This window comes from Amphibacillus sp. MSJ-3, from assembly GCF_018919165.1.
GTDB lineage: Bacteria > Bacillota > Bacilli > Bacillales > Amphibacillaceae > Amphibacillus.
Genome location: NZ_JAHLQM010000001.1, coordinates 128,665 through 151,320 on the forward strand (window position 1 = coordinate 128,665; position 22,656 = coordinate 151,320).

General features: G+C 35.0%; 19 protein-coding genes. 4 read left to right on the forward strand and 15 right to left on the reverse strand.

What is annotated here, in order from left to right:
- Window positions 1-106 precede the first annotated feature (106 nt).
- Window positions 107-1,222 (reverse strand): citrate synthase, encoded by a 1,116-nt coding sequence (citZ, locus tag KQI76_RS00610; RefSeq protein WP_216398362.1) that lies wholly within the window; start codon window positions 1,220-1,222, stop codon window positions 107-109.
- A gap of 335 nt (window positions 1,223-1,557) precedes the next feature.
- Entirely contained in the window at window positions 1,558-2,022 is a 465-nt protein-coding gene (locus KQI76_RS00615; protein WP_216398363.1) for a DUF441 domain-containing protein, read from the reverse strand.
- A gap of 172 nt (window positions 2,023-2,194) precedes the next feature.
- Between KQI76_RS00615 and KQI76_RS00620 the strand changes: the two genes are divergently transcribed.
- The gene (locus KQI76_RS00620; protein WP_216398364.1) at window positions 2,195-3,295 is read left to right on the forward strand and encodes an AI-2E family transporter; all 1,101 of its coding nucleotides are present in this window, start codon (window positions 2,195-2,197) and stop codon (window positions 3,293-3,295) included.
- Here the strand turns inward: KQI76_RS00620 and KQI76_RS00625 are convergent.
- The 7 genes from KQI76_RS00625 to dnaE form a co-directional block, all read right to left on the reverse strand.
- On the reverse strand, window positions 3,292-3,687 hold the full coding sequence (locus KQI76_RS00625; protein ID WP_216398365.1) for an FxsA family protein: 396 nt from the start codon (window positions 3,685-3,687) through the stop codon (window positions 3,292-3,294). The two genes, KQI76_RS00620 and KQI76_RS00625, sit on opposite strands and share 4 nt — an antisense overlap.
- 297 nt (window positions 3,688-3,984) lie before the next feature.
- Complete coding sequence (gene pyk / locus KQI76_RS00630) at window positions 3,985-5,748, reverse strand: pyruvate kinase (protein WP_216398366.1); 1,764 nt, start codon at window positions 5,746-5,748, stop codon at window positions 3,985-3,987.
- Between the two features lie 50 nt (window positions 5,749-5,798).
- Complete coding sequence (gene pfkA, locus KQI76_RS00635; RefSeq protein WP_216398367.1) at window positions 5,799-6,758, reverse strand: 6-phosphofructokinase; 960 nt, start codon at window positions 6,756-6,758, stop codon at window positions 5,799-5,801.
- A 203-nt stretch (window positions 6,759-6,961) separates the two neighbouring features.
- Entirely contained in the window at window positions 6,962-7,909 is a 948-nt protein-coding gene (locus tag KQI76_RS00640) for an acetyl-CoA carboxylase carboxyltransferase subunit alpha (protein WP_216398368.1), read from the reverse strand.
- A gap of 2 nt (window positions 7,910-7,911) precedes the next feature.
- Entirely contained in the window at window positions 7,912-8,769 is an 858-nt protein-coding gene (gene accD / locus KQI76_RS00645) for an acetyl-CoA carboxylase, carboxyltransferase subunit beta (protein ID WP_216398369.1), read from the reverse strand.
- A gap of 56 nt (window positions 8,770-8,825) precedes the next feature.
- Window positions 8,826-10,007 (reverse strand): NAD(P)-dependent malic enzyme, encoded by a 1,182-nt coding sequence (locus tag KQI76_RS00650; protein ID WP_216398421.1) that lies wholly within the window; start codon window positions 10,005-10,007, stop codon window positions 8,826-8,828.
- A gap of 713 nt (window positions 10,008-10,720) precedes the next feature.
- Complete coding sequence (gene dnaE / locus KQI76_RS00655; protein ID WP_216398370.1) at window positions 10,721-14,029, reverse strand: DNA polymerase III subunit alpha; 3,309 nt, start codon at window positions 14,027-14,029, stop codon at window positions 10,721-10,723.
- 303 nt (window positions 14,030-14,332) lie between these two features.
- Here dnaE and ytrH point away from each other — a divergent pair, with 303 nt between their 5' ends.
- Complete coding sequence (gene ytrH, locus KQI76_RS00660) at window positions 14,333-14,665, forward strand: sporulation membrane protein YtrH (RefSeq protein ID WP_216398371.1); 333 nt, start codon at window positions 14,333-14,335, stop codon at window positions 14,663-14,665.
- Window positions 14,665-15,168: a sporulation membrane protein YtrI gene (gene ytrI / locus KQI76_RS00665; protein WP_216398372.1), complete on the forward strand. Its 504-nt coding sequence runs from the start codon at window positions 14,665-14,667 to the stop codon at window positions 15,166-15,168. The genes ytrH and ytrI overlap by 1 nt, the downstream gene beginning before the upstream one ends.
- 430 nt (window positions 15,169-15,598) lie before the next feature.
- Here ytrI and KQI76_RS00670 read toward each other — a convergent pair whose 3' ends face one another.
- Window positions 15,599-16,540: a DHH family phosphoesterase gene (locus tag KQI76_RS00670; RefSeq protein WP_216398373.1), complete on the reverse strand. Its 942-nt coding sequence runs from the start codon at window positions 16,538-16,540 to the stop codon at window positions 15,599-15,601.
- 23 nt (window positions 16,541-16,563) lie between these two features.
- Window positions 16,564-17,877 carry a DRTGG domain-containing protein gene (locus KQI76_RS00675; RefSeq protein WP_216398374.1) on the reverse strand — a complete coding sequence of 438 codons (1,314 nt, stop codon included), beginning with the start codon at window positions 17,875-17,877 and terminating at the stop codon, window positions 16,564-16,566.
- 213 nt (window positions 17,878-18,090) lie between these two features.
- Here KQI76_RS00675 and KQI76_RS00680 point away from each other — a divergent pair, with 213 nt between their 5' ends.
- Window positions 18,091-18,558, forward strand: a complete 468-nt coding sequence (locus tag KQI76_RS00680) for a universal stress protein (RefSeq protein ID WP_216398375.1) — start codon at window positions 18,091-18,093, stop codon at window positions 18,556-18,558.
- 126 nt (window positions 18,559-18,684) lie between these two features.
- On the opposite strand, the gene KQI76_RS00685 is transcribed toward KQI76_RS00680, so the two are convergent.
- From KQI76_RS00685 to KQI76_RS00700, 4 genes are all read right to left on the reverse strand, one after another.
- Window positions 18,685-19,872: an acetate kinase gene (locus KQI76_RS00685; RefSeq protein WP_216398376.1), complete on the reverse strand. Its 1,188-nt coding sequence runs from the start codon at window positions 19,870-19,872 to the stop codon at window positions 18,685-18,687.
- 469 nt (window positions 19,873-20,341) lie between these two features.
- The gene (locus KQI76_RS00690) at window positions 20,342-21,310 is read right to left on the reverse strand and encodes a class I SAM-dependent methyltransferase (RefSeq protein WP_216398377.1); all 969 of its coding nucleotides are present in this window, start codon (window positions 21,308-21,310) and stop codon (window positions 20,342-20,344) included.
- Window positions 21,311-21,589: 279 nt separating this feature from the next.
- Window positions 21,590-22,003, reverse strand: coding sequence for a GerW family sporulation protein (gene ytfJ, locus KQI76_RS00695; protein WP_216398378.1), 414 nt, complete (start codon window positions 22,001-22,003; stop codon window positions 21,590-21,592).
- Window positions 22,004-22,020: 17 nt separating this feature from the next.
- A complete protein-coding gene (locus KQI76_RS00700) occupies window positions 22,021-22,524 on the reverse strand; it encodes a hypothetical protein (RefSeq protein WP_216398379.1) in 504 nt (167 codons plus the stop codon).
- Between the last annotated feature and the right edge of the window lie 132 nt (window positions 22,525-22,656).

The following is a 22,656-nucleotide window of genomic DNA, read 5'->3' on the forward strand; positions in this document are numbered from 1 at the left end:
GCATCGAGATTTTTACCGACTGTTGACCACTACTTTTCATTTGGTGTTTTTTCTTGAATTATTGGGGTAGGTGAACTTACAGTCTGTTAATCAGTGGTAAAGTGCATCAACGATCTGAAATAGGGATGAAATCTAAATTTTTTGGACCGACATATTTTGCCCGCGGACGTATTAATCGATTGTCGTCATATTGTTCAAACATATGAGCAATCCATCCTGAAGTCCGACTCATTGCAAAAATAGGCGTAAATAAATCATGTTCAATCCCCATTGAATGATACATAGATGCAGAATAGAAATCAACATTGGCTGGAAGATCTTTCTCTTTTTTCATATAGTCCTCAATAATTTCTGATATCTGGAACCATTTTTCCTGTCCCGTTCTTTTGGTTAACTTTTTGGACATCTCTTTTAAATATTTTGTCCTCGGGTCACCTTTTTTGTAAACACGATGTCCCATGCCCATGATCTTTTCTTTCTTGGCTATTTTTTCTTTTATGTAAGGAAGTGCCTGGTCGACCTCACCAATCTCCATCAACATTTTAATGACTTGTTCATTAGCCCCCCCATGAAGTTCTCCTTTTAATGCACCAATCGCAGCTGTAATACCTGAGTATAGATCAGACAAAGTAGCCACACAAACTCGGGCAGTAAATGTCGATGCATTTAATTCATGATCAGCATGTAGAATTAATGCTTGATCAAATGCTTGTACTTCAAGAGGTGCAACGGGCTTGCCTTTTAACATATATAAAAAGTTTTCGGCATAACTATATTCCTCTTTAGGTTTAACAGGTTCTTTACCTTGACGCATACGAGAAAATGTTGTTATAACCGTTGCAATACGGGCTTGTAATCGTAGCGCTTTCTCTATTTGCGCATCTTTATATGATAATGAATCAGCAGGATCATAAGCACCTAGCAATGAGATAATCGAGCGCAAAATAGACATTGGATGAGTTTTTTCTAGATCCATATTCTCTAGGTGTGGATAGATTTCTTTTGGAAGCTCCATATTTTGAAAAAGTTTCTGCTTAAAGTCTGTTAATTCTGACTTTTTAGGTAAGCGTTTATACCATAGTAAATAAATCACTTCCTCGAAGCTTGAATACTTGATCAAATCATCAATTGAATAGCCGACAAATGATAATTGATTATCAATAAGGGATGTGATTTTAGTTTCTGTAACAATAATCCCTTCTAGTCCTTTTGCTGTTGACATATCGTTTCCTCCCTTTACTAAAAGTTAATAACGGTATAATGCAGTGAACTAGTACCTAGTAAGGATAGGTTCATTTAGTTAGATGGGACTATCTCGTCTGAGACTATGTCTATAACTGTCCCACCTAAAACATTTCTGTCACTTGGGTTATTTAGATCAATATTGGCATCAATCTTCAGCTCAATCGCTGATTTTCTTTTCAGGACTAAATAGATCCATTTATAACCCATTCCTCTGAGATAAGAATTTAGTCCAATTCATATAATGGTTTAATTATTGAAACATTCATCGGTTGATTTCTAACAAAATTTGAAGTGAGAGCCTTCTAGCGGAAATTAGATAAGGAAGAAATCAAAAATACGCATAATCAAATAAGCGATTCCAGCACCAATTAATGGTCCAACTGCAACACCTTGAAAAAAGACAACTGCTATAATCGTGCCCATAACAAGGGCTGTTGTTAAGTGTGGATCATTAGCAAGCAAGTCTAACCCACCTCTTGCTACAAGTGCAACAAATATTCCTGAACCTAAAGCAATCCAACCATAATAGGTTTTTACACTATCAATTAAATCTTTAAAGCCAATTTCACCCGTTGCAATCGGAATTAAGACCGATATGGTAATAATCGTTATTCCTATTGTCATTCCTTTTTCTTGTATAAAGGGGAATAGTCTTGTATCCAATTTTAATAATTGAATACCAAGTAATATATATACGGCTACCATAATTGATTCGTTTTTCCCAATATAACCTAGGATAAATAGTAAAATTAAAAAAATTGTCGATGAATTGATCATAAGCTAGCTCCTAAACGAATAGTACATAAAATTTCTCTTATCTTAATATATTAGCATAAAAGATCAGAATTAGAAAAGGTCTAGGTATAATCTGTTTTATCTTATCATATTTTATTCTATAAACCTAGCAAAAGATGAGTAGGTGAGTGAACTGACTACGAAGTATAAAAACATGTTGCTAAGAATTCTCCATATTATCCTAATCATCAGTCTAACGATTATAACCCTCTTGTTAATTATTAAATACTTATTCCCATTCACTATTGTGTTTGTCTTTAGTGCTTTATTACAAAAGCCAAGCAACTTTATTAAACGTGTGCTAAATATTAATCAAATAAGTGCAATATTAATCAGTCTTCTGATGATTTTAGCGGTTGGAATTACTGGACTCAGCCTAATCATTATCTATTTAATTGATATCTTTGATTCAGTTATTATTAAATTCCCCCTCTATCTTAATGCGGTGATTGAATTTATTAAATATGGTCTAAATCATTTTGCCACTTATACACTAGCTAATTTCGAGCATTTTTTTAATCGATTAAATTTTAGTTTAGTTGAATATTTAATGGGTTTAATCGATAATCTTTATGAATTAATTCTATCGACCATTCATAAATTTGCCAACCAACTTGTACCTTTCATGTCAGAAACGATTATTCAAACTATAGAAATGACTTCAACATCAATTATTATTTTAATTCTAACCGTTTTGTTAAGCAAAGATTGGCACTTATATATAAAAAAGATTAAACAATTACTCCCTGATCGTTCTATTGAAAAAATCGTTGAGGTTCATAAACATTTTGTTAGTATCGGTTGGGGGTATTTAAAAGCACAATTGATCGTCTCGGCAATGACAACTTTTGTCTTAATTATCGGTTTTTATTTACTAGAAATAGATAATGCCTTAGCACTAGCAATTACCTTTGGCTTAATTGACCTCATTCCATTAATTGGAGTAGGTCTATTACTTTGGCCCTGGATGATTTTTTCATTAATAACCGGTGGATTTATGCTAACTATTAAATTATCGATCATTTATATGATTATTGTTTGTATAAGACAGTTTCTAGAACCACGACTAGTTTCAAGACAAGTTGGCACAAATTCATTATTTGTAATTGCTCTAGGTTATTTAGCTTATTCACTATTTGGAATCTTCGGAATTTTATTGACACCACTTACTCTGATCTCTATCCAAACGATCAAAGCAAGCAAACTTGACCAAATCATTCTAAACTATATACGTTTTGGAAAGTATATTCCCTAAAACCGACGATAAATAATAGTATTTCCACGATTAATCATATTCTGAATGATCGCTTTTAACCAATTCTTAAAATATGGACGAGTAAAAGGTAACATTAATAGTAAACCTGCTATATCTGTAATAAAGCCAGGTATTAATAATAAAATGCCACCAAACAAAATACAAATACCATCCAAAATTTCTTCAGCAGGTAATTGTCCCTGTTGCATGTTTTGCTGTGCTCGGCGAAGTGTATCGATACCCTCATGTTTTGCTAGAGTTAATCCTATTAATCCTGTCAAAACAATTAAGCCAATAACTGACCAAACACCTACAGATGAACTAGCCCAAATCAATAGGACGATTTCAAGTATAGGCACACTAATTATAAGTAATAATAGCCATTTTAACATTCAGACACCCCTCATCACAGAATGGTTAATCACTTGTGTATATTTCATAATTAACTAACTAAGCATATCATTATGAATTTGATTCGTTTCAGTTAAATATTCTTCTCTTTTTAGAGTGATCTCCCCTATTTGGGTGAGATTTGGACTTTGCTTACTCATTCCACTGAGAAGGACTGTTCAACGAAACAGGTGAGAATTGTTAGATCTTTCTTCCCTCTAACCTTTCTCAGACTTAGAAATAGTAAAAAAGGGGATAAATCCCCTTTTTTACACTAGCTTAACTATATTAGTGTTTAATTATAAAATACTAGCTCTTCCGATGTAGACATCACCTTTTTTAGCATCAACAGTGATCTCTTCACCTTCTTTTAATACGGTCATCGCATCTTCAACACCAACGATAACAGGAACAGCTAAGTCTAAACCAACGAGAGCAGCATGAGAAGTTAAGCCACCTTCAACAGTAATAATACCATTTACCTTTTCCAATGCTGGCATCATTTCTTTATCAGTACCTTGAGTAACAAGAATATCACCATGTCTAACTTTCTCATTAGCTTCGGCCGCATTATTTGCAATAACGACTCGACCAATAGAACTTCCTTTACCGATACCTTGTCCACTTGTTAAGACATCCCCGATAACATGAACTTTCATCATATTTGTTGTTCCGCTTTCGCCCACTGGAACACCTGCAGTGATGACAATTCGATCCCCACGCTTGAATTGATTTGTTTCTAATGCACGATCAATAGCAACATTAAGTACTTCATCTGTTGTATAAGCTACGTCACCAACAATTGAATGAACGCCCCAAGCTAAAGATAAGCGACGACTTGCCCCCTCATCAAATGTAACTGCAATAATTGGAGCTTTCGGACGATATTTAGAAATCATTCGAGCTGTATGACCACTAACAGTCGGTGCTAAAATTGCATCAACATCAAGATTCATTGCTGTGTGGTTAACTGATTGACTAATCGCATCTGTCATCGTCATTTCACTTGATTTTGTTCGTTTAGCTAATAATGCTTTATGATCTAAGGCAGATTCTGCTTTAATGGCAATATTATGCATTGTCCGAACAGCTTCGACAGGATAATCACCTGCTGCAGTCTCACCTGACAACATAATCGCATCTGTTCCGTCAAAAATTGCATTTGCTACGTCAGAAGCCTCTGCACGTGTAGGTCTAGGATTACGTTCCATAGAATCTAACATTTGAGTAGCAGTAATAACTGGTTTACCAGCAATATTACATTTACTGATCATAGATTTTTGAACAACAGGTACATCTTCTGGTGGAATTTCAACACCTAAATCACCACGAGCAACCATCAAACCATCTGACACTTGTAAAATCGCATCTAAATTATCTATACCTTCTTGGTTTTCAATTTTGGGGATAATATGAATGTTTTTTCCACCATTGTTATCTAAATGTTCCCGAATAGCTAGTACATCTGAAGCACGACGGATAAATGAGGCGGCAATATAATCAACATCCTGCTCAATACCAAATAAAATATCAGCAGCGTCTTTTTCAGTCATACCTGGTAAGTTTACACTTACGTTAGGAACGTTAACACCTTTTTTATTTTTCAAAATACCAGAGTTTAAAGCTTTTGTTTTAATTTCATTTTCTTCTTTAAGAATCTCAACTACTTCAAGTTCAATTAGTCCATCATCCAATAGGATTTTAGAACCAACATGTACATCATTAATCAATTCAGGATAAGTAACAGCAAACTTTTCTTTTGTTCCTAAAAGGCCCTCATCCATGGAAATGTTAATGTTTTGTCCTTTAATAATATCAACTTTACCATCTGCCATAATTCCTGTTCGAATTTCTGGTCCTTTTGTATCTAAAAGAATTGCAACTGTTTTTCCTAATTTTTTCGAAGCTTCACGGATATTTTTAATTCGGGCACCATGCTCTTCAAAATCACCATGTGAAAAGTTTAAACGCGCAACATTCATACCTGCTGCAATTAATTCTGTGATTTTTTCAACGGATTCTGAAACTGGTCCAATCGTACATACAATTTTTGTTTTTCTCATTACTTTCTTTTCCTCCTTCATAATATAAAACACTATAATATCTATTTAAATTAGATAGATAGTTCTCCCACTAACTCATATAAGTTCATATCAAGGTTATGTGGTGTATTAAGGACACTTTCAATGTTATGATGTGTCAGTTGGTTATTTTGAATACCAACCATAATTCCTGATTCACCATCTAACAACATATCTACTGCTTTTGCACCAAGTCGACTTGCAAGAACCCTATCAAAGCCTGTTGGTTGTCCACCACGTTGAATATGTCCTAATACAGTGACACGTGTTTCAAGCTTAGATGTTTCCTCAATTCTCTTTCCTAACTCAATGCCGCTTCCTACACCTTCTGCTAATATAATAATACTATGCTTTTTACCTCGAGCATGTCCTCTTTGCAAGCGTTCAATTATTTTCTCAAAAGGTTCATTTCGTTCTGGAATAATAACACTTTCAGCACCATTTGCTAACCCAGACCATAAAGCAAGATCGCCAGCATCACGTCCCATGACTTCAATCACATATGTACGCTCATGAGAAGTTGCTGTGTCTCTTATTTTATCGGTAGCTTCAATGATTGTATTTAATGCTGTATCAAATCCAACAGTAAAATCAGTTCCTGATATATCATTATCAATCGTACATGGAATACCAACACATGGGATTCCTTTAGCTGTTAATTTCGCAGCGCCTTGGAACGAACCATCACCACCGAGAACAACTAATCCCTCAATTCCAACCTTTTTTAGTTGTTCAATCGCTAGTTCTTGCCCTTCGTCTGTTTTAAAATTTTCAGAGCGAGCCGAGAATAACATTGTTCCACCACGGTGAATGATGTCACCAACAGATCCCAACTCCATCCTTTTCATCTTACCTTCCATTAACCCCTGGAACCCATTGGAAATCCCATAGACCTCTAGTCCATGATAAATTCCCTTTCTCACGACAGCACGAATTGCAGCGTTCATACCTGGGGCATCACCACCACTTGTCAAAACACCAATCTTTTTCATGAAAATTCACCTCAATCCGAAATCTACACTATACTAGCTTAACATAGTAGCATAAATATATTCTAATATAATATCAATTAAGATTATACATGATCGCGAAGAAAATCTCACCTTATAAATGCAATTTCAAGGGGAAAATTAAATAATTTTACTAACATATTATGTTTATTTTAAAAAATGCACCCCTTATAAGCGAACCTGTCCTAGAAACCACCAATATCTTTATACTTATTCCAGCGGTTTTCTATTAGCGTTTCAACTGGCAAGTTACGCAAATAATTTAATGACTTTCTTATATGAACATCCATATAGGCAACTTGCATTGAAAAGTCGCGATGTGCCCCACCTCTTGGCTCTGGAATAATATCATCAATAATATTTAACCGTTTTAACTCATCTGCATTTAATTTTAAAGATTCCGCTGCAAGTTTTGCCTTCGATGCATCCTTCCACAAGATGCTGGCTGCTCCTTCAGGAGAAATAACTGAGTAAATGGAGTTTTCCAGCATATAGATATGATCTGTTAAACCAATACCTAAAGCACCACCACTTCCTCCTTCGCCAATCACAATAGAAATACTGGGTACAGTTAATTGTGACATAACCTTTAAATTTCGTGCGATGGCCTCTCCCTGTCCTCTTTCCTCTGCGCCTTTTCCTGGATGCGCCCCTTTTGTATCAATTAGAGAAATAATCGGACGATTAAATTTCTCTGCTAATTTCATTTGGCGTAATGCTTTTCGATATCCTTCTGGATGGGCACTGGCAAAGTTACGATAAATATTCTCTTTCGTATTCTTGCCTCTCTGTTGACCAATTACGGTAACGGGTTGCCCCTTATATTTTGCAATCCCTGTTATAATTGCTGGATCATCATGAAAAAGTCGATCGCCGTGTAACTCGATAAAGTCTGTGAATAAATGTTCAATATAATCCATTGCAGTCGGACGCTCAGGATGTCTTGCAATTTGAACACGATCCCATGGACTTAAATGTTCATAAATATCTGTTTCTAATTTTCCTAATCTCGTTTCTAGTTTCAAAATGTCTTCTTCTAAATCTAAATCGCTCTCGAGAGCCATCTTTTTTAAATCAGATATTTTCTCTTTCAATTCAAAAATTGGCTTCTCAAATTCAAGGATATATTTCATACTTAAAAGCCCCCTGATTGATGTAGATCAAGTACAGTTGTTAATATCTGCTTTAATTCTGATCGTTTCACGATTCGATCAATTTGACCATGTTCTAACTGAAATTCTGCCGTTTGGAAATCTTCAGGTAGTTGTTCGCGAATCGTTTGTTCAATAATTCGTCTACCTGCAAAGCCGATCAAAGCATGGGGCTCAGCAAAGTGATAATCACCTATCGATGCAAAACTAGCTGTTACACCACCTGTTGTTGGATTCGTCATTACAACGATCATACAACCGCCCGCTTGATCGAATCGTTCAACAGCCATTGAAGTTTTTGCCATCTGCATCAGACTGATCATCCCTTCTTGCATTCTAGCACCGCCGGATGCGGTAAAAATAATAATTGGTAGCTGTTCCTCTTTTGCTCGCTCTAGTGCCCGTGTTATTTTTTCTCCAACAACCGCTCCCATACTAGCCATTCGAAAAAAAGGATCCATAACAACAAGGGCAGTTTCAATTTGATTTATTTTACCTTTACCGCTAACAACTGCATCCTTTAGGCCAGTTTTCTTTTGGTCCATTTTTAATTTTTTCTCATAGTCAGGAAAATCAAGCGGATTATTTGTTTCCAGGTTTGCATCCCATTCTTCAAAGCTTCCATCGTCAACAATGCTATTTATTCTTTCCATAGCAGTCATTTTATGATGTGCGCCACAGGATGGACAGACATGCAGATTGTTCTTCCACTCTTTCTCATAGAAAATCTTCGAACATTGAAGACACTTTACCACCAATCCTTCAGGAATATCCTGTTTTGCCTTCTCCGTTGGTATCGTTGCATATTTCTTCTTTATAGTAAAAATACGCTTAATTTGCATCGTTAGTCCCCCTATCTTGATCCATCTTATATTTCAAAACAACTATAAAATATTGCTTAAGATAAGTATGAAGCAACACCCGAGTCTTGAGCAGCTTTAGCTACAGCATGCGATACAGCTTCAGCTACACGATCATCGAAAGGATTCGGTATGATATAAGATTCAGTTAAATCTTCTTCAGCAATAAGACCAGCAATCGCGTGAACAGCAGCAACTTTCATCTGTTCATTAATCTCCCTTGCTCTCACTGATAATGCCCCTTTGAATATCCCTGGAAAAGCTAGAACATTATTTATTTGATTTGGATAATCTGATCGGCCTGTGCCAACAATTCTTGCCCCTGCTTCAATAGCAAGCTCTGGCATGATTTCTGGATTAGGATTTGCCATTGCAAAAATAATTGGATCTTCTTTCATTGATCGGATCATCTCTTGATCAACTAAATTTGCTAAGGAAACCCCAATAAATACGTCTGCATCAGCAATAACCGTCCTCAAATCTCCCTTTGCTTTTTTCTTATTTGTAATCTTGGCGGCTTCTTCTTTAACTTGATTCATTCCAATATCTCGCCCTGGATAAATCGCACCGTGCGAATCACATAATATCATATCACTAACACCAAAAAGATTTAATAATTTAACAATTGCAATTCCTGCCGCACCTGCACCATTAACAACCACTTTAATTGAAGAGATATCTTTATTTATCAATTTAAGTGCATTGACAAGCCCAGCAACTGTTACAATTGCCGTTCCATGCTGATCATCATGAAAAACAGGAATATCTAATAATTCCTTCAGGCGCTCTTCAATAATAAAACAGTTAGGAGCTGCGATATCTTCAAGATTAATACCACCAAAATTTGGTGCGAGTAATTGTACAGTTTCAACAATTTTATTTGGCTCTTGTGTATCCAAACAGATTGGAAAAGCATCAATATCGGCAAAGTTCTTAAATAACACAGCCTTTCCTTCCATAACGGGTAAAGCTGCTTGTGCACCAATATTACCCAACCCTAGAACTGCAGAGCCATCCGAGACAATCCCAACCATATGACCTTTCATCGTGTAACGATAGGCATGATTAGAGTCCTTCTTTATTTCTAGGCATGGTTCTGCAACACCAGGTGAATAAGCGAGACTAAGCTCTTCCTCGTTAGTTACAGGCACTTTTGCCTCAACTGTCAACTTCCCTTCATTCACCTCATGCATGTTTAAAGCCTGTTCCTTTAATGTCATCAATCGAATCCGCACCTTCCTTGTTATCAAAACTATATTTATTAAAATTTTTAATCATAAAAGCTCCCCGTTTTTCTAAACAATTACTGGCTAAATTAATTAGGACCTATTGCAGAATGTTAATGTCATCAGAAAATAAGGTACTAGAATAAATGACTTCTAACTACTTCCAAGATATTATTTTAGAAAATCTGACATAAAGTAGTAACAGCTTGAACTTTCAATATATATGATGTATCAGTATTGCTGTTATTAAGGAAAAGTCCTATTGGAACATACAATCACATTTCTAAAGGGGGTCAAAACACGTCCATCATAAGAATAGGTCTATTCTTATTTTTTACCAAAACAAGGCTTGACGCATAGCAATGTTAACTACCACACACTTTTATCGCAATGTAACTATCAGTAAGACTCCCGCTTCAAGCATTCGAAGGAAACTAAGAATGATCGCTAGGACGAGTAACCGCAAATCCCAGTCTCAGTCCCAGGCACCCCCACTGATTGAAAAGTTTCACTTTATTCATCCTTCTATCTAACCACAATTGTAAGTGAAAAAATCTGTTTGGATAATTAACCTCTTCATTATATCAAATTAGTACCAGGTGTAAATAACAACAGTATACTTTTTGGGAAAAACAGTATACTACTCTATACCATTAGCATAGATTGACTCCCCTTTAGTAAAAGACATAACGATACATGACGGTATTTTACTTTAGCACGACATTCTCTTGGCCAAAGCTTTTTCTTAATAATTCTATTACCGGATAGCGATCAGACAAGTTATATTGTTCAGCTAATATAAAAGTTTTATTTACATCTGCTTGATGAACTAAAACGGGAGTAGAACCAGGATAGCTCTTTGCTAGTTGCCCCAGCGTAACTAAAATAGAATCCAATTGATTACTATGATCAACCTTAATAAACAAACGTCGTTGATACTCATTAGCAGTTGCTAATTCGGTTAAATTTAATGGGGAAATTTCTTGAACAATGAGCTGTGCTTTCCCATGGCGCAACTCTTTCTTCCCTTTAATAATCACAAACATCTGCTCTTCAAGCCATGGTTTAACATCCCGATATAAGTTTGGAAATACAACACCTTCAACTTCTAAATGCTCATCCATAAATTGAACAAAAGCCATTGATTCCCCGCGTTTTGTTCGAATGACTTTTATACTTTGAACAAGTCCTGAAAAAGCTATATTTTTAATTTGATTATTTTGATAAAAATAGATAAAGTCCATAATTCCATTCGATCTTAATTTACGTCTATTCATCTCAAGCGGATGATCTGACACATATAAACCCAACAAATCTTTTTCATAATTAAGCTTTTCAAGTAAATCAAAAGGTTCAACCTCTCGATAACTATCCTCTAGATTTAGGCGATCACCGAATAAACTTTTTTGATCACCTAGGCCACCAAATAACTCACCTTGCTCAATTGCTTGATCGATCGATGCTAAAATAGATGCGCGTTCAACCCCAAATTCATCAAAAACACCCGCTAACACTAAAGTTTCAATTGTTGCTCGCTTGACAACCTTCATTGAAACCCTCAAGCAAAAATCAAATATGCTTTTAAATGAGCCATTTCTTCTTTCCTGAATAATTTCGTTTACAACCGGATAACTTATGCCTTTAATTGATGATAATCCCATTCGGATTTTACCATTTTCAGGTTGGAAGTAATAATGACTCTTATTAATCGTTGGTGCTAATATTTTTATCTGTTGTTGCTTAGCTTCTTTAATATATTGAGCTAATTTATCTTTTTCACCCGTCACTGTATTTAATAATTCAGTTAAAAAATAAACAGGATAATTAGCTTTAAGATAAGCTAGATAATAGGCAATCATGCTATAAGCTACAGCATGACTACGATTAAATCCATAATTAGCAAATCGAATAATCCAAGAAAACACCTCTTCTGCAACGTCTGATGAATAGCCTTTAGCTAAACATCCTTCAATAAATTGTTGCTTCAATTCTTCAATTTCTATTCGGTTTTTCTTACTAACAGCTCGGCGTAATAAATCTGCTTTACCTAAATTTAGCCCCGCAAAGTGATGAGCAAGCTGCATGATTTGCTCCTGATAGATGAGGACACCATATGTTGATGAAAGAATGGGCTTTAGGTCTTGATGAACATAAGACACCTCTTCTATCTGATGTTTACGTCTAATATAGGTATCAATAAAATCCATCGGACCAGGACGGTATAATGCATTAACAGCTACTACCTCTTCAAACGTATTTGGCTTTAAGTTTTTTAATACATTTTTCATCCCTTGTGATTCAAATTGGAAGATACCATTAGTTTTACCTTCTTGAAACAGTAAGAAAGTGGCCTGATCATTTAATGAAATTTTATTTAAATCTATTGTCACATGCTCGTATCGTGTGATCATTTTTAAAATTCTTTCAATTGTTGTTAAATTACGTAAACCTAGAAAGTCTATTTTTAACAAACCAATTTTCTCTATGTCAGTCATCGCATATTGTGTTAAGAGATTCCCTGATCCATCTGAAATAAGTGGCACAAATTCCGTTAGTACTTGATCATGAATAATGACACCAGCAGCGTGGGTGGACATATTTCTCGGCAAGCCTTCAATTTGGTTTGCTATTTTAAAGAAATTCTGTAAATATTCATTTTGTTTTATATAATCTAATAAAGTTTGCGAGCTTTTGATTGCTTGAGCAATCGTTTGGACTCCCTGGCTAGGAATTTCATTCAAGATAAAGGTTAAATCCTCATTTGATAATTCAAATACTTTTGCAAGTTCCCGAATCGTTGAACGTATTTTAAATGTTCCGAAGGTCCCAATTTGCGCAACAAATTGATCTCCATATTTTTCTTTTACATAATCAATCACTTCATTTCTCCGATAATCAGAGAAATCAATATCAATATCTGGCATGGAAATTCTCTCAGGGTTTAGAAAGCGTTCAAACAGGAGCTCATATTTTATGGGGTCAATATTGGTAATTTCTAATAAATAAGCAACTAATGAACCAGCAGCAGAACCCCGACCTGGACCTACCAAAATATCATGTGATTTCGCATAACGAACAAAATCCCAAACAATTAAGAAATAATCGTTAAAATTCATTTGGTTAATAATCGATAATTCATACTCTAATCTTACTTTAGCTTGCTGATAGCGTGAATCAGGGTATCTCTCAGTTAAAGCTTGCTCGCATAATTCCTGTAAATAAAACGAAGCGTCTTGGCCTTCTTCCAATGGATACCGTGGCAAAAGTTGCTGGTCAAAGGTTAGCTTCAATTGACATGCATTAGCTATTTTAACAGTCTGATCAATCAGCCCTGGATAATCTCTAAAATAAGTAAATGCTTCTTCTTTTGTAAAAAAATGATGTGAGGATTGCTCCTTATTTACTTTTAAATTATTCTTTTTATCAATCGCTCGTAGATAGAAATAAGCTTGCTGATCTGTTTGTTCTAAATAATAAACATCTCCTAAAGCAACCATAGAAAGTGATAGTTCATTTAATGCCGTGAAAAAGTCAAGTTCAAAGCGAGTCAAACCAATTAATGATTTATCTGGCCATAAATGCATAAATTCATTTATAGCTTCTTGATCATTATTTTTTACATACTCATTTAAATTTGTTGTCTGTATTGGTAAGATCACCAGACAATCGGTTAATATGTCATTAAATTGCTTCAACGGTATTTTAGGGAGTTCAGAGGTCTGAATAATTGAACTTATCTGCATTAGCGCCCGATAGCCATTATTGTTTTTAGCTAGCACAATGACTTGATTTAATTGATCTTTAACTTCAACTGTTGTCTCCATCCCAATAATCGGTGTAATCCCCTCTGCTTGACAAGCCAGGTAAAATTCAATGGCTCCATGTAAGACGTTTTGATCTGTCAAGGCTACAGCTGACATACCCTCTCGTTTTGCCTTTTTAATCAGTTGATCAATTTTTATTGTACTATTCATAAATGTATAACCGCTTTTAACTTGTAAATGAACAAACGACAATCTGCATGCCTCCTTCCTTAATAAGTAACTAGAGTCTATTATAGCTGATTAATCAACTATTTGAAAAATAAAACATAGATGATCCGATTAAATCATAGATTAACATAAGTAAAACTTTTAGGTTTTCTTCTAAATTAAAATTAGAATTTTAATTAATTCATCTAATATTTACCGGAAATAACTTCTGCCAAAATAACAGATCTAATTCAAATAATTAAGCGTGTATAAAAGTTTCCAGTCAATTAATCTGCGATAAACACTTATGAATGAATTAAAAATTTTTCTTGTAAAGGGAGTAAAAAAATGGAGGAACGTTTTTTCGCTACGATCATTCAGTGTTTTTTTCTTGCTATGGGTGTTCTTATCGGTGGGGCATTTATCGGAAGTATTGGGGCATTTGCAAGTGGTGAGCCACCTTTAACTTCAATGGGAAGAATAGCAAAAAGCCTTCGTATTTGGGCTATAGTCGCTGCAATCGGAGGTACCTTTGACGTAATTTCTAATTTTGAGCGCGGGATTATGGAGGGTTCGACGATTGATATTGTAAAACAAATTATTATTATCGTCTCTGCCATGGGTGGCGTCCAAGTTGCCTTACTAATTATTGAGTGGCTTATTCAAGAGGAATTAAGTTAATGCATTTCCCATCATATTATAAACGTAAAGGTTGGCAAAGACTATTTGTTGGGATCTTTATCGGTGGCATCCTTGGATACTTTATTTTCATCTATATGTACGGCCAACTAATGGAAAAGCGAATTGAAGAAAACTTACAATTACGTACAGAGAAACAGGAACTCCAACTTTCCTACCGAACACTAGAAGAAAACATGTCTGATTTAAATCAAAAATATCAACAAAAATTACTCATTCATTCCGTAAATATTATCATTACGAATGCTGAAACCTTTAAGCTAGATCGCTTTACCCTACATGAACTTGAAGAATTAATTAAAGAAGAAGTAAGTGATATATTAGGGAAAGAAGTGAGCACCTTTAACGACCATTATCCTTTATTGATAAAGATGATTGAAAATAAAACATTTAAAATAAATGATTTTTCATATCAAGCTACAATTAAACATCTATTTATTAATGAACATAGCGAAATCCATGTTGAACTTGATATTAATCGGTAAAGAGAAACCTAAAAATGAAGAAGGTTCGACTAAGGGTTACTTCTACTCTATCGATATTTATAATATATAAAGCTGGAACTAGGACTGAAGTTACTCGTCACTCAAAATATATACAGTCGGACCTTTACTGGACGTTTGCAGACAGAGAATCATCTTAGTTTCCTTAATTTCCAATCTGGAAGCTTACGGCCAGTTGAGGTCGGGCAAAGTGAATCTTCATTTAGTGGGGGCCCTCCTCCCACTAAATGAGACTGGAGCTAGGATTCCTTGACCTTACGAGGACATTGCCACTTACACGCTCCACCAAATATTAATGATAGATGAGCCAGTCGGACCTTTACTGGACGTTTGCGGACAGAGAATCATCTTAGTTTCCTTAATTTCCAATCTGGAAGCTTACGGCCAGTTGAGGTCGGGCAAAGTGAATCATTTATTGTTGGCAGACTTCTGTTAAAGCATGAACAAGTTGATCTGCTTCATCCCAATTACTTACAGTCGCACCAGATGCAAATGGATGTCCACCACCATTAAATTGAGCAGCTACTCCATTAATCGTCACTTCTTTAGATCGAATCCGAACCCGAATTTGATGGTCTTCTTCCACAAACATTGCCCAACATTTAACCCCCTTGATGTCCGCATAAACATGAACAAGAGCATTAGTCTGTTCTACAGTCACTTGATATTTATTTAAAATTTCCCTTGTCAATTTAATGCTACAAACACCCGCATCATTAACTGTAAATTGATTGAGCAAATAACCTTTTAATTTTGCAAGTGATGGTGTAAGTTCATACATATTTTGGTGAATAGCTGCTCGATCAAATGGATATTTAACAAGTTTTGAAGCAATTTCAAATGTTTGAGCTGTTGTACTTGAATATAAGAAGCGCCCTGTATCACCAACAATACCAGCATATAGCAAACGCGCGACATCAGTAGTCATTTCCGAATCTGAATCTGTATGATGAGCAATTAACCGATAGATCATCTCAGAAGTTGAACTCGCCCCCGTATCCACCCAATTTATGTCCCCATATTGATCAACGATTGGATGGTGGTCAATTTTGATCGTCTCTTTTCCTAATGAGTAACGCTGATCATCTATACGTGGACTATTGGCTGTATCACATATAATAACAAGAGCATCTGTATAATCTTGATCTTCAATCACATCCATTGTTGCTAGATAGCTAAGTGAATCGCTATTTTCCCCAACACAATGTACTTCTTTATCTGGAAATTTAAATCTAATCCATTCAGCTAACCCAACCTGTGAGCCGAATGCATCTAAATCTGGTCTGACATGACGGTGAATAATAATCCGATCATATGCACCTATTTTTTTAAATATTAATGCTAAAATATCCATTTCTATTTTATCTTCCTCTCCAATTAATACCGATCAATAAGTTGACCGATCAAAACTGCTTTACCTACGATATCCTTTCCGTGAAAAACTTCTATATCAATTTTGACTGATTTTCTTCCAATTTCAAGAACTTTAGGAATAAGATCAATCGTATTTTCAATTTGAACAGGCTTAATAAAATAAACAGAAATATTTTCAGCGACTAAGTCCCCTTTTTTCATATGAGCCATAACCCGACTACTTACTTCCGTAATGAACGAGATAAAAACACCATTGGATAGGGTGCCTAATGAATTTGTCATCTGTGGTGTAATTTGGGATCTAAATTTACAGGCTGACCCTTCTTGTTCCATTATTAAACCACTTGTTACAATATCATCAATTGTCTCCCCTACTTGAGGTTGACGCTGAACATGCTGGAGTGCCTTTAATACATCTTGCCTTGATATCAATCCAATAAGATGATGATTTTGGCTAACCACTGGAACCAGCTCAATTGCTTCCCAAATCATCATATGAGCAGCATATGCAAGTGATGTTTCTTCAAAAACCGTCATCGGTGCTTTTGTCATTACTTTCTCTACAACTGTATCTTGACTTTTACCGATTACATCTTTTGAAGTTATAATTCCAACTACCCGTTCCTGGTCATCTACAACCGGATAACGAGTATGAGATGTTTGTTCATTTAATCTATACCATTTAGCCAGAGTATCTGTCCGATTTAAATAATAAGTTTTTTCGAAAGGAGTATAAATATCTCCAACTAAAACAATTTCCTTTTTAATTAACTGATCATAGATTGCTCGATTAATCATTGTTGCAACAGTAAAGGTATCATAACTCGTTGAAATGATTGGTAATTTTAAATCATCAGCAAGTCGCTTGATTTGATCATCTGTATCAAAGCCACCAGTAATTAATACAGCTGCCCCTTCTTCAAGAGCAATTTGATGTGCCTCTGTTCTATTCCCAATGATCAATAATGAGTCTTTCTCTAAATATCGGAGCATTGCATCTTTTTTCATCGCTCCAATAACAAATTTATGAAGTGTTTTATGTAAACCCTCTCGCCCACCTAATACCTGCCCATCAACAATTCCGATAATTTCAGCAAAAGTTAAATGTTCAAAATTCTCTTTCCTTTTCTGCTCAATTCTAATTGTCCCTACTCGTTCAATCGTACTAACTAAGCCTTGATTTTCTGCCTCTTTAATTGCACGATAGGCTGTTCCTTCACTCACACTTAAATCTTTTGCGGTCTGCCTGACAGAAATCTTACTACCTACCTTTAATGATTCAATATATGTTAATATTTGTTCATGTTTAGTGGCCAAGTTTGTCACCTTCCATCTAATCTGTACTATATTTTTTATAATTAGTGTTATTATACAGTTCTTTAGGCAAAGTATCAATTTTGTCAGTTGAAATAGTTAAGAAACCCGCTTCTAACCCTTACAAACCACTCATATAATTGGTTAAGAGCTTAGGTTTATAAATCTACTTTTAGTGGTATATTATGATATAAAAACAGTAAAGGAGTGGTAGATATGTTAGCAGAGGTTTATGATCGTATTGTCGTTGCAATTGATGGATCACAAGCTTCTTTAAGAGCTTTTAAAAGGGCTGTACTAGTAGCAAAACGTAATAATGCGGAGCTAATCATTGCACACGTTGTTGATACTAAAACAATTTCAACCGCTGAAACATATGATCAATCAATGATCAATCGCTCAGAAAGATATGCAAATAAATTACTTGATGATTACAGAGTGCAGGCAGAAAAAGCAGGTGTAAATAGTGTCAAAACACATATTGATTATGGCTCACCTAAAGTAAGGATACCTAAACATGTTGCCAAAATGTTTGAAGCAGATTTAATTATCTGTGGTGCAACTGGGCTAAACGCTGTTGAACGTTTCTTAATTGGAAGTGTTTCTGAGAATATTGTCCGTTATGCACCTTGTGATGTTTTAGTTGTACGAACTGAAGAAGATGCAGAGAAGGAAACTGAGTAATCATTGATCTATAAAACCTATAAGTAAACTAAAAACGAAACTTTTAAGAATAGAAAAACTGCATGAAAGCATAGCTCATACAGTTTTTCTCTTTTTTACTAACACAGCAATCACTTTTAACCTTGTTTATAATGCTAAACGCAACACGTCTCGAGCAATCATAACTTCCTCATTTGTTGGGATAACAAGGACTTTTACAGGTGAATGAGGGTAATTTATCTGTGCTTCTTTACCTTGTACCTCATTAAGTACAGGATCCCAATAAACACCCATAAACTCTAAACCGTTCAAAACGCGCTCTCTAACAGATGAGCTATTTTCACCAATACCTGCAGTAAAGACGATAGCATCTACACCACTCATTTTTGAAGCATAAGAACCAATATATTGGTGAATACGATCAGCAAAGATCTTCAACGCTAAACCAGCACGTTCATTTCCTTGTTTCGCCTTTTCTTCGATATCACGTAAATCACTTGAGAAACCAGATAAAGCTAACATACCACTTTCCTTATTTAATACGTGTAGAACTTCATTAACATCTTTACCTGTTTTCTCCATTATATATGGGATTAATGCTGGATCAAGACTACCTGAGCGAGTTCCCATTGTGACACCTTCTAATGGTGTGAATCCCATTGTAGTATCAATAGATTTACCATTTTCAACCGCGGCAATACTTGCACCATTACCAATATGACAAGTGATTAAACGAAGCTTATCTAATGGTTGATCCAACATTTCAGCTGCTCGTTCAGAAACATATTTATGACTTGTTCCGTGGAAACCATATTTACGGATACCAAAGTCTTCATAATACTCATACGGTAAACTATATAAATATGATTCAGGTGGCATCGATTGATGGAATGCCGTATCAAACACTGCAACTGCGGGTACATTAGGTAGAATGTCTTGGAATGCTCTTATACCCGTTAAATTTGCAGGATTATGCAATGGAGCTAATTCAGATACTTTTTCAATTTCAACTATGACCTCATCTGTCACAAGAACTGAATCACTGAATTTTTCTCCCCCATGAACAACACGGTGACCAACCCCATCTATTTCGTCTAGTGATGCAATCACACCAGATGCTTGGAGACGTTCTAATAATAATTCAACAGCTCTTCCATGGTTCGGAATATCAGTCGTTATTTTATCTTCTTCATCACCATACTTTAAAGTAAAAACAGAATTATCAATTCCAATTCTCTCAACTAATCCTTTGGCTAAAACTGTTTCCTCTGGCATCTCAATCAATTGAAATTTCAATGATGAGCTCCCAGCATTGATAGATATGACTTTACTCAAAACAATTCAATCCTTTCAATTCCCTATTTAGTCTATTTATATACCTCTTCTATATTAACGAACAAACGACATAAATTGCAACTAGATCACAACAAATTTTTAAAGAATATATTCAAAAAAGACTTAAAAATGGTATTGTAAATGGGAGATCAACTGACAGTAAGGGCCCAATTTGTTCAAGGGCCTTTAGGGGGCATCCCCTTGTCCTAGTAACAAATGTTTCCGATCGGGCGATTACCAAAAATCTCTTCGATGGGACGAGTAAACGCAAATTTCTTCGGTGGGACGAGTGAACGCAGTCCCAGTCCCAGTCAGTGGGAATGAGGAAGGAAGGCAGACTAAACCTAGCACGCCCTATGGTAAGGTCTGCATGACCTAGGTCCTGTAGACCTAATCTCCACTGATTGAAGTTTCGCATTACTTACCAAGTCCTTCCTCACTTTTAACAGCTCATTATAATTATTGTTAATTAATAGCCTGCCTGATCAAACCAATGATTCATCTTATTTACAATATTTTCTGTTGCTTTAATATCCTTAAATGATGGTAATTGAGCTAATAAAACTTCTTTTGGAGCTGTTGTTTTCTCACCCTTCTTTTGTAAAACGAATAGACTTTTGGCATTTTGCTCAGATTTAAAAATGGAAGCAGGCAATTGTAATAGAGCGACTACATGTGCTGTCTCATGAATAAGCATATGTAGCTTTTGCGCTTGGTCACTGCTAAAAAGAGAATTAGGAATAACAAATATTAAAAATCCTGCTTCTTTTGTGTACTTTAAACCTTGCTCTATCAACAAATGATGAGCATAAGTATGATTATGATCAACATGTACTTTAAAGGATTTTGCCCGTTCATCATCAGGGTAATATCCAACTGGTAAATCAGCAATAACTAAATCAACTGGATCAAGTAAGAAAGGTTGTATACTATCCTGATGAAAAAATTCAACCTGGTTTTTTTGTAAACTTGCACTTAGTAGACTAAGTTCGATTAAAGTCGGATCTACTTCACTTCCATAGGCTGAAATTGACATGTTTAATTGATTCATCACAGCAGTTAAGAGATTACCTGAACCAGAGACAAGATCAAATATTCTAATTTCCTTTTGCCGATGAAATACTTTTTCAATGATGTAGACCATATAACTAGCAATCGTATCTGGAGTAATAAGATGTTGACTTTGGACACCATCTTTTAGCCCTTTAAGAATTGCTAATTCAATCACTTTTCTCACTTGATCCTTCTTTAATGTTTCAAATTCTAATTGCTTGACTTTATCAATTAAGGTCTTATCCTCGATTGCTTCTTCTTTAATATCACTTTCAATTAATTTCAGATTTAAAATATCAATAAGTGTGTCTAAATAATTACCATCGATTCGGTTAGCTTCTTCCTCCACTAACTGATCCAAATGTTTAAAATGATGTTCAATCAAGTTTACCCCTCCTTCATACCCAATATAACAGTATAGCATAGACTATGTAAAAGATCCTTACTCACCACTGTTAAATGAACAAATCGGTCTTTTTCTATCTATTAAGCCCTTCTGTCCAATCAAATATTTCTGTTTTGTGATTGACAAAGGGATTTTACCAATAATTACTCCACGATAAAAAGACTTTGGATCTTGATCTTTCAGCGATACTCCAAAGTCTGTTATTTAATATTAGATAATTGAACAAATTAAACTTAGTTAAGTTATGTCAAAAAGCGACTATTTATCTTGTTCACTTTTCTTTTCTTCTAAAATTTCTTTAATTTTTTCTACCGCCTGTGGTGCAACATCAACTAATTTTTCATAAAAGTGATTTTTGTCATGTAAATGAACGATTTCATTACCTTGTTTATTTGTGATTAAAAAAGCGATAGGTGTAATTGAAACACCACCACCACTTCCACCGCCGAAAGGGAGTGAGGCTTCTTCACTATCTTGCTCTTGTTCAGATTTCTTTTGATTTGAAAATTCACTTCCCCCCGCAGCAAAGCCGAAACCTACTTTTGAAATTGGTATGATCGTACTTCCATCAGGTGTTTGAATTGGATCACCTATAATTGTCTTTACATCAATGATATGTTTAAGTTGTTCCATTGTTTCGGACATGAGACCTTCAATAGGATGTTGTTGCATCATTCTTATTCTCCTTTTCAATTATTACCTTTTAATTTCACATAGATAGCTTGTCCCACCTTAATTGAAAAGATACATTGACAATCTGTTTCAAATCCAGGTTGATGATAATCCGGATTTACATGATAAGAAATATTCAATGGTTGATCATAATAGCTAATTAACATTTGAGCCATGATACTCTTAATAATCATTAATAAACTCATACTAAGAGCAGTTGCATTAGCATATTCAAATCCAATCTTCGAAGACCAATTAAATTGTTTGAGTTTTATTTTTTTTATAATCACAGGACTTCTTTGATTCTTTTTAACAAGATAGGGCTGGATATAGTCATCAAAGAATTCCGAAATTAAAAACCGATACTCCTTTGAGTAAATTGGAATAAAACCTAATTTGCATTTTAAGTCAAGATTAATTTCTTCATCTATTTGTAATGAACACTGAAAAATTAATGGTATAAAGAATAAAAGAATGCTGACAATGACTAAAAAGATAACAATTATACTCAACCACAGCATCGAATAAAACCCCAATCCTCAAAATGATTTTAAGTTCATTTAAATTATTTCCAAACCTAGTAAAAAACATTCTTAATTAATGCTAAAAGAAAAGAAGCTGAGACATAAATAGTCTCCCTGGGTAAAAAATGG

Excerpts from the sequence above, each read along its gene's own strand:
- citZ (WP_216398362.1), bottom strand. The coding sequence starts at position 1,222 with ATGTCAACAGCAAAAGGACTAGAAGGGATTATTGTTACAGAAACTAAA.
- KQI76_RS00615 (WP_216398363.1), bottom strand. The coding sequence starts at position 2,022 with ATGATCAATTCATCGACAATTTTTTTAATTTTACTATTTATCCTAGGT.
- KQI76_RS00620 (WP_216398364.1), top strand. The coding sequence starts at position 2,195 with ATGTTGCTAAGAATTCTCCATATTATCCTAATCATCAGTCTAACGATT.
- KQI76_RS00625 (WP_216398365.1), bottom strand. The coding sequence starts at position 3,687 with ATGTTAAAATGGCTATTATTACTTATAATTAGTGTGCCTATACTTGAA.
- pyk (WP_216398366.1), bottom strand. The coding sequence starts at position 5,748 with ATGAGAAAAACAAAAATTGTATGTACGATTGGACCAGTTTCAGAATCC.
- pfkA (WP_216398367.1), bottom strand. The coding sequence starts at position 6,758 with ATGAAAAAGATTGGTGTTTTGACAAGTGGTGGTGATGCCCCAGGTATG.
- KQI76_RS00640 (WP_216398368.1), bottom strand. The coding sequence starts at position 7,909 with ATGAAATATATCCTTGAATTTGAGAAGCCAATTTTTGAATTGAAAGAG.
- accD (WP_216398369.1), bottom strand. The coding sequence starts at position 8,769 with ATGCAAATTAAGCGTATTTTTACTATAAAGAAGAAATATGCAACGATA.
- KQI76_RS00650 (WP_216398421.1), bottom strand. The coding sequence starts at position 10,007 with ATGACATTAAAGGAACAGGCTTTAAACATGCATGAGGTGAATGAAGGG.
- ytrH (WP_216398371.1), top strand. The coding sequence starts at position 14,333 with ATGGAGGAACGTTTTTTCGCTACGATCATTCAGTGTTTTTTTCTTGCT.
- ytrI (WP_216398372.1), top strand. The coding sequence starts at position 14,665 with ATGCATTTCCCATCATATTATAAACGTAAAGGTTGGCAAAGACTATTT.
- KQI76_RS00670 (WP_216398373.1), bottom strand. The coding sequence starts at position 16,540 with ATGGATATTTTAGCATTAATATTTAAAAAAATAGGTGCATATGATCGG.
- KQI76_RS00680 (WP_216398375.1), top strand. The coding sequence starts at position 18,091 with ATGTTAGCAGAGGTTTATGATCGTATTGTCGTTGCAATTGATGGATCA.
- ytfJ (WP_216398378.1), bottom strand. The coding sequence starts at position 22,003 with ATGCAACAACATCCTATTGAAGGTCTCATGTCCGAAACAATGGAACAA.
- KQI76_RS00700 (WP_216398379.1), bottom strand. The coding sequence starts at position 22,524 with ATGCTGTGGTTGAGTATAATTGTTATCTTTTTAGTCATTGTCAGCATT.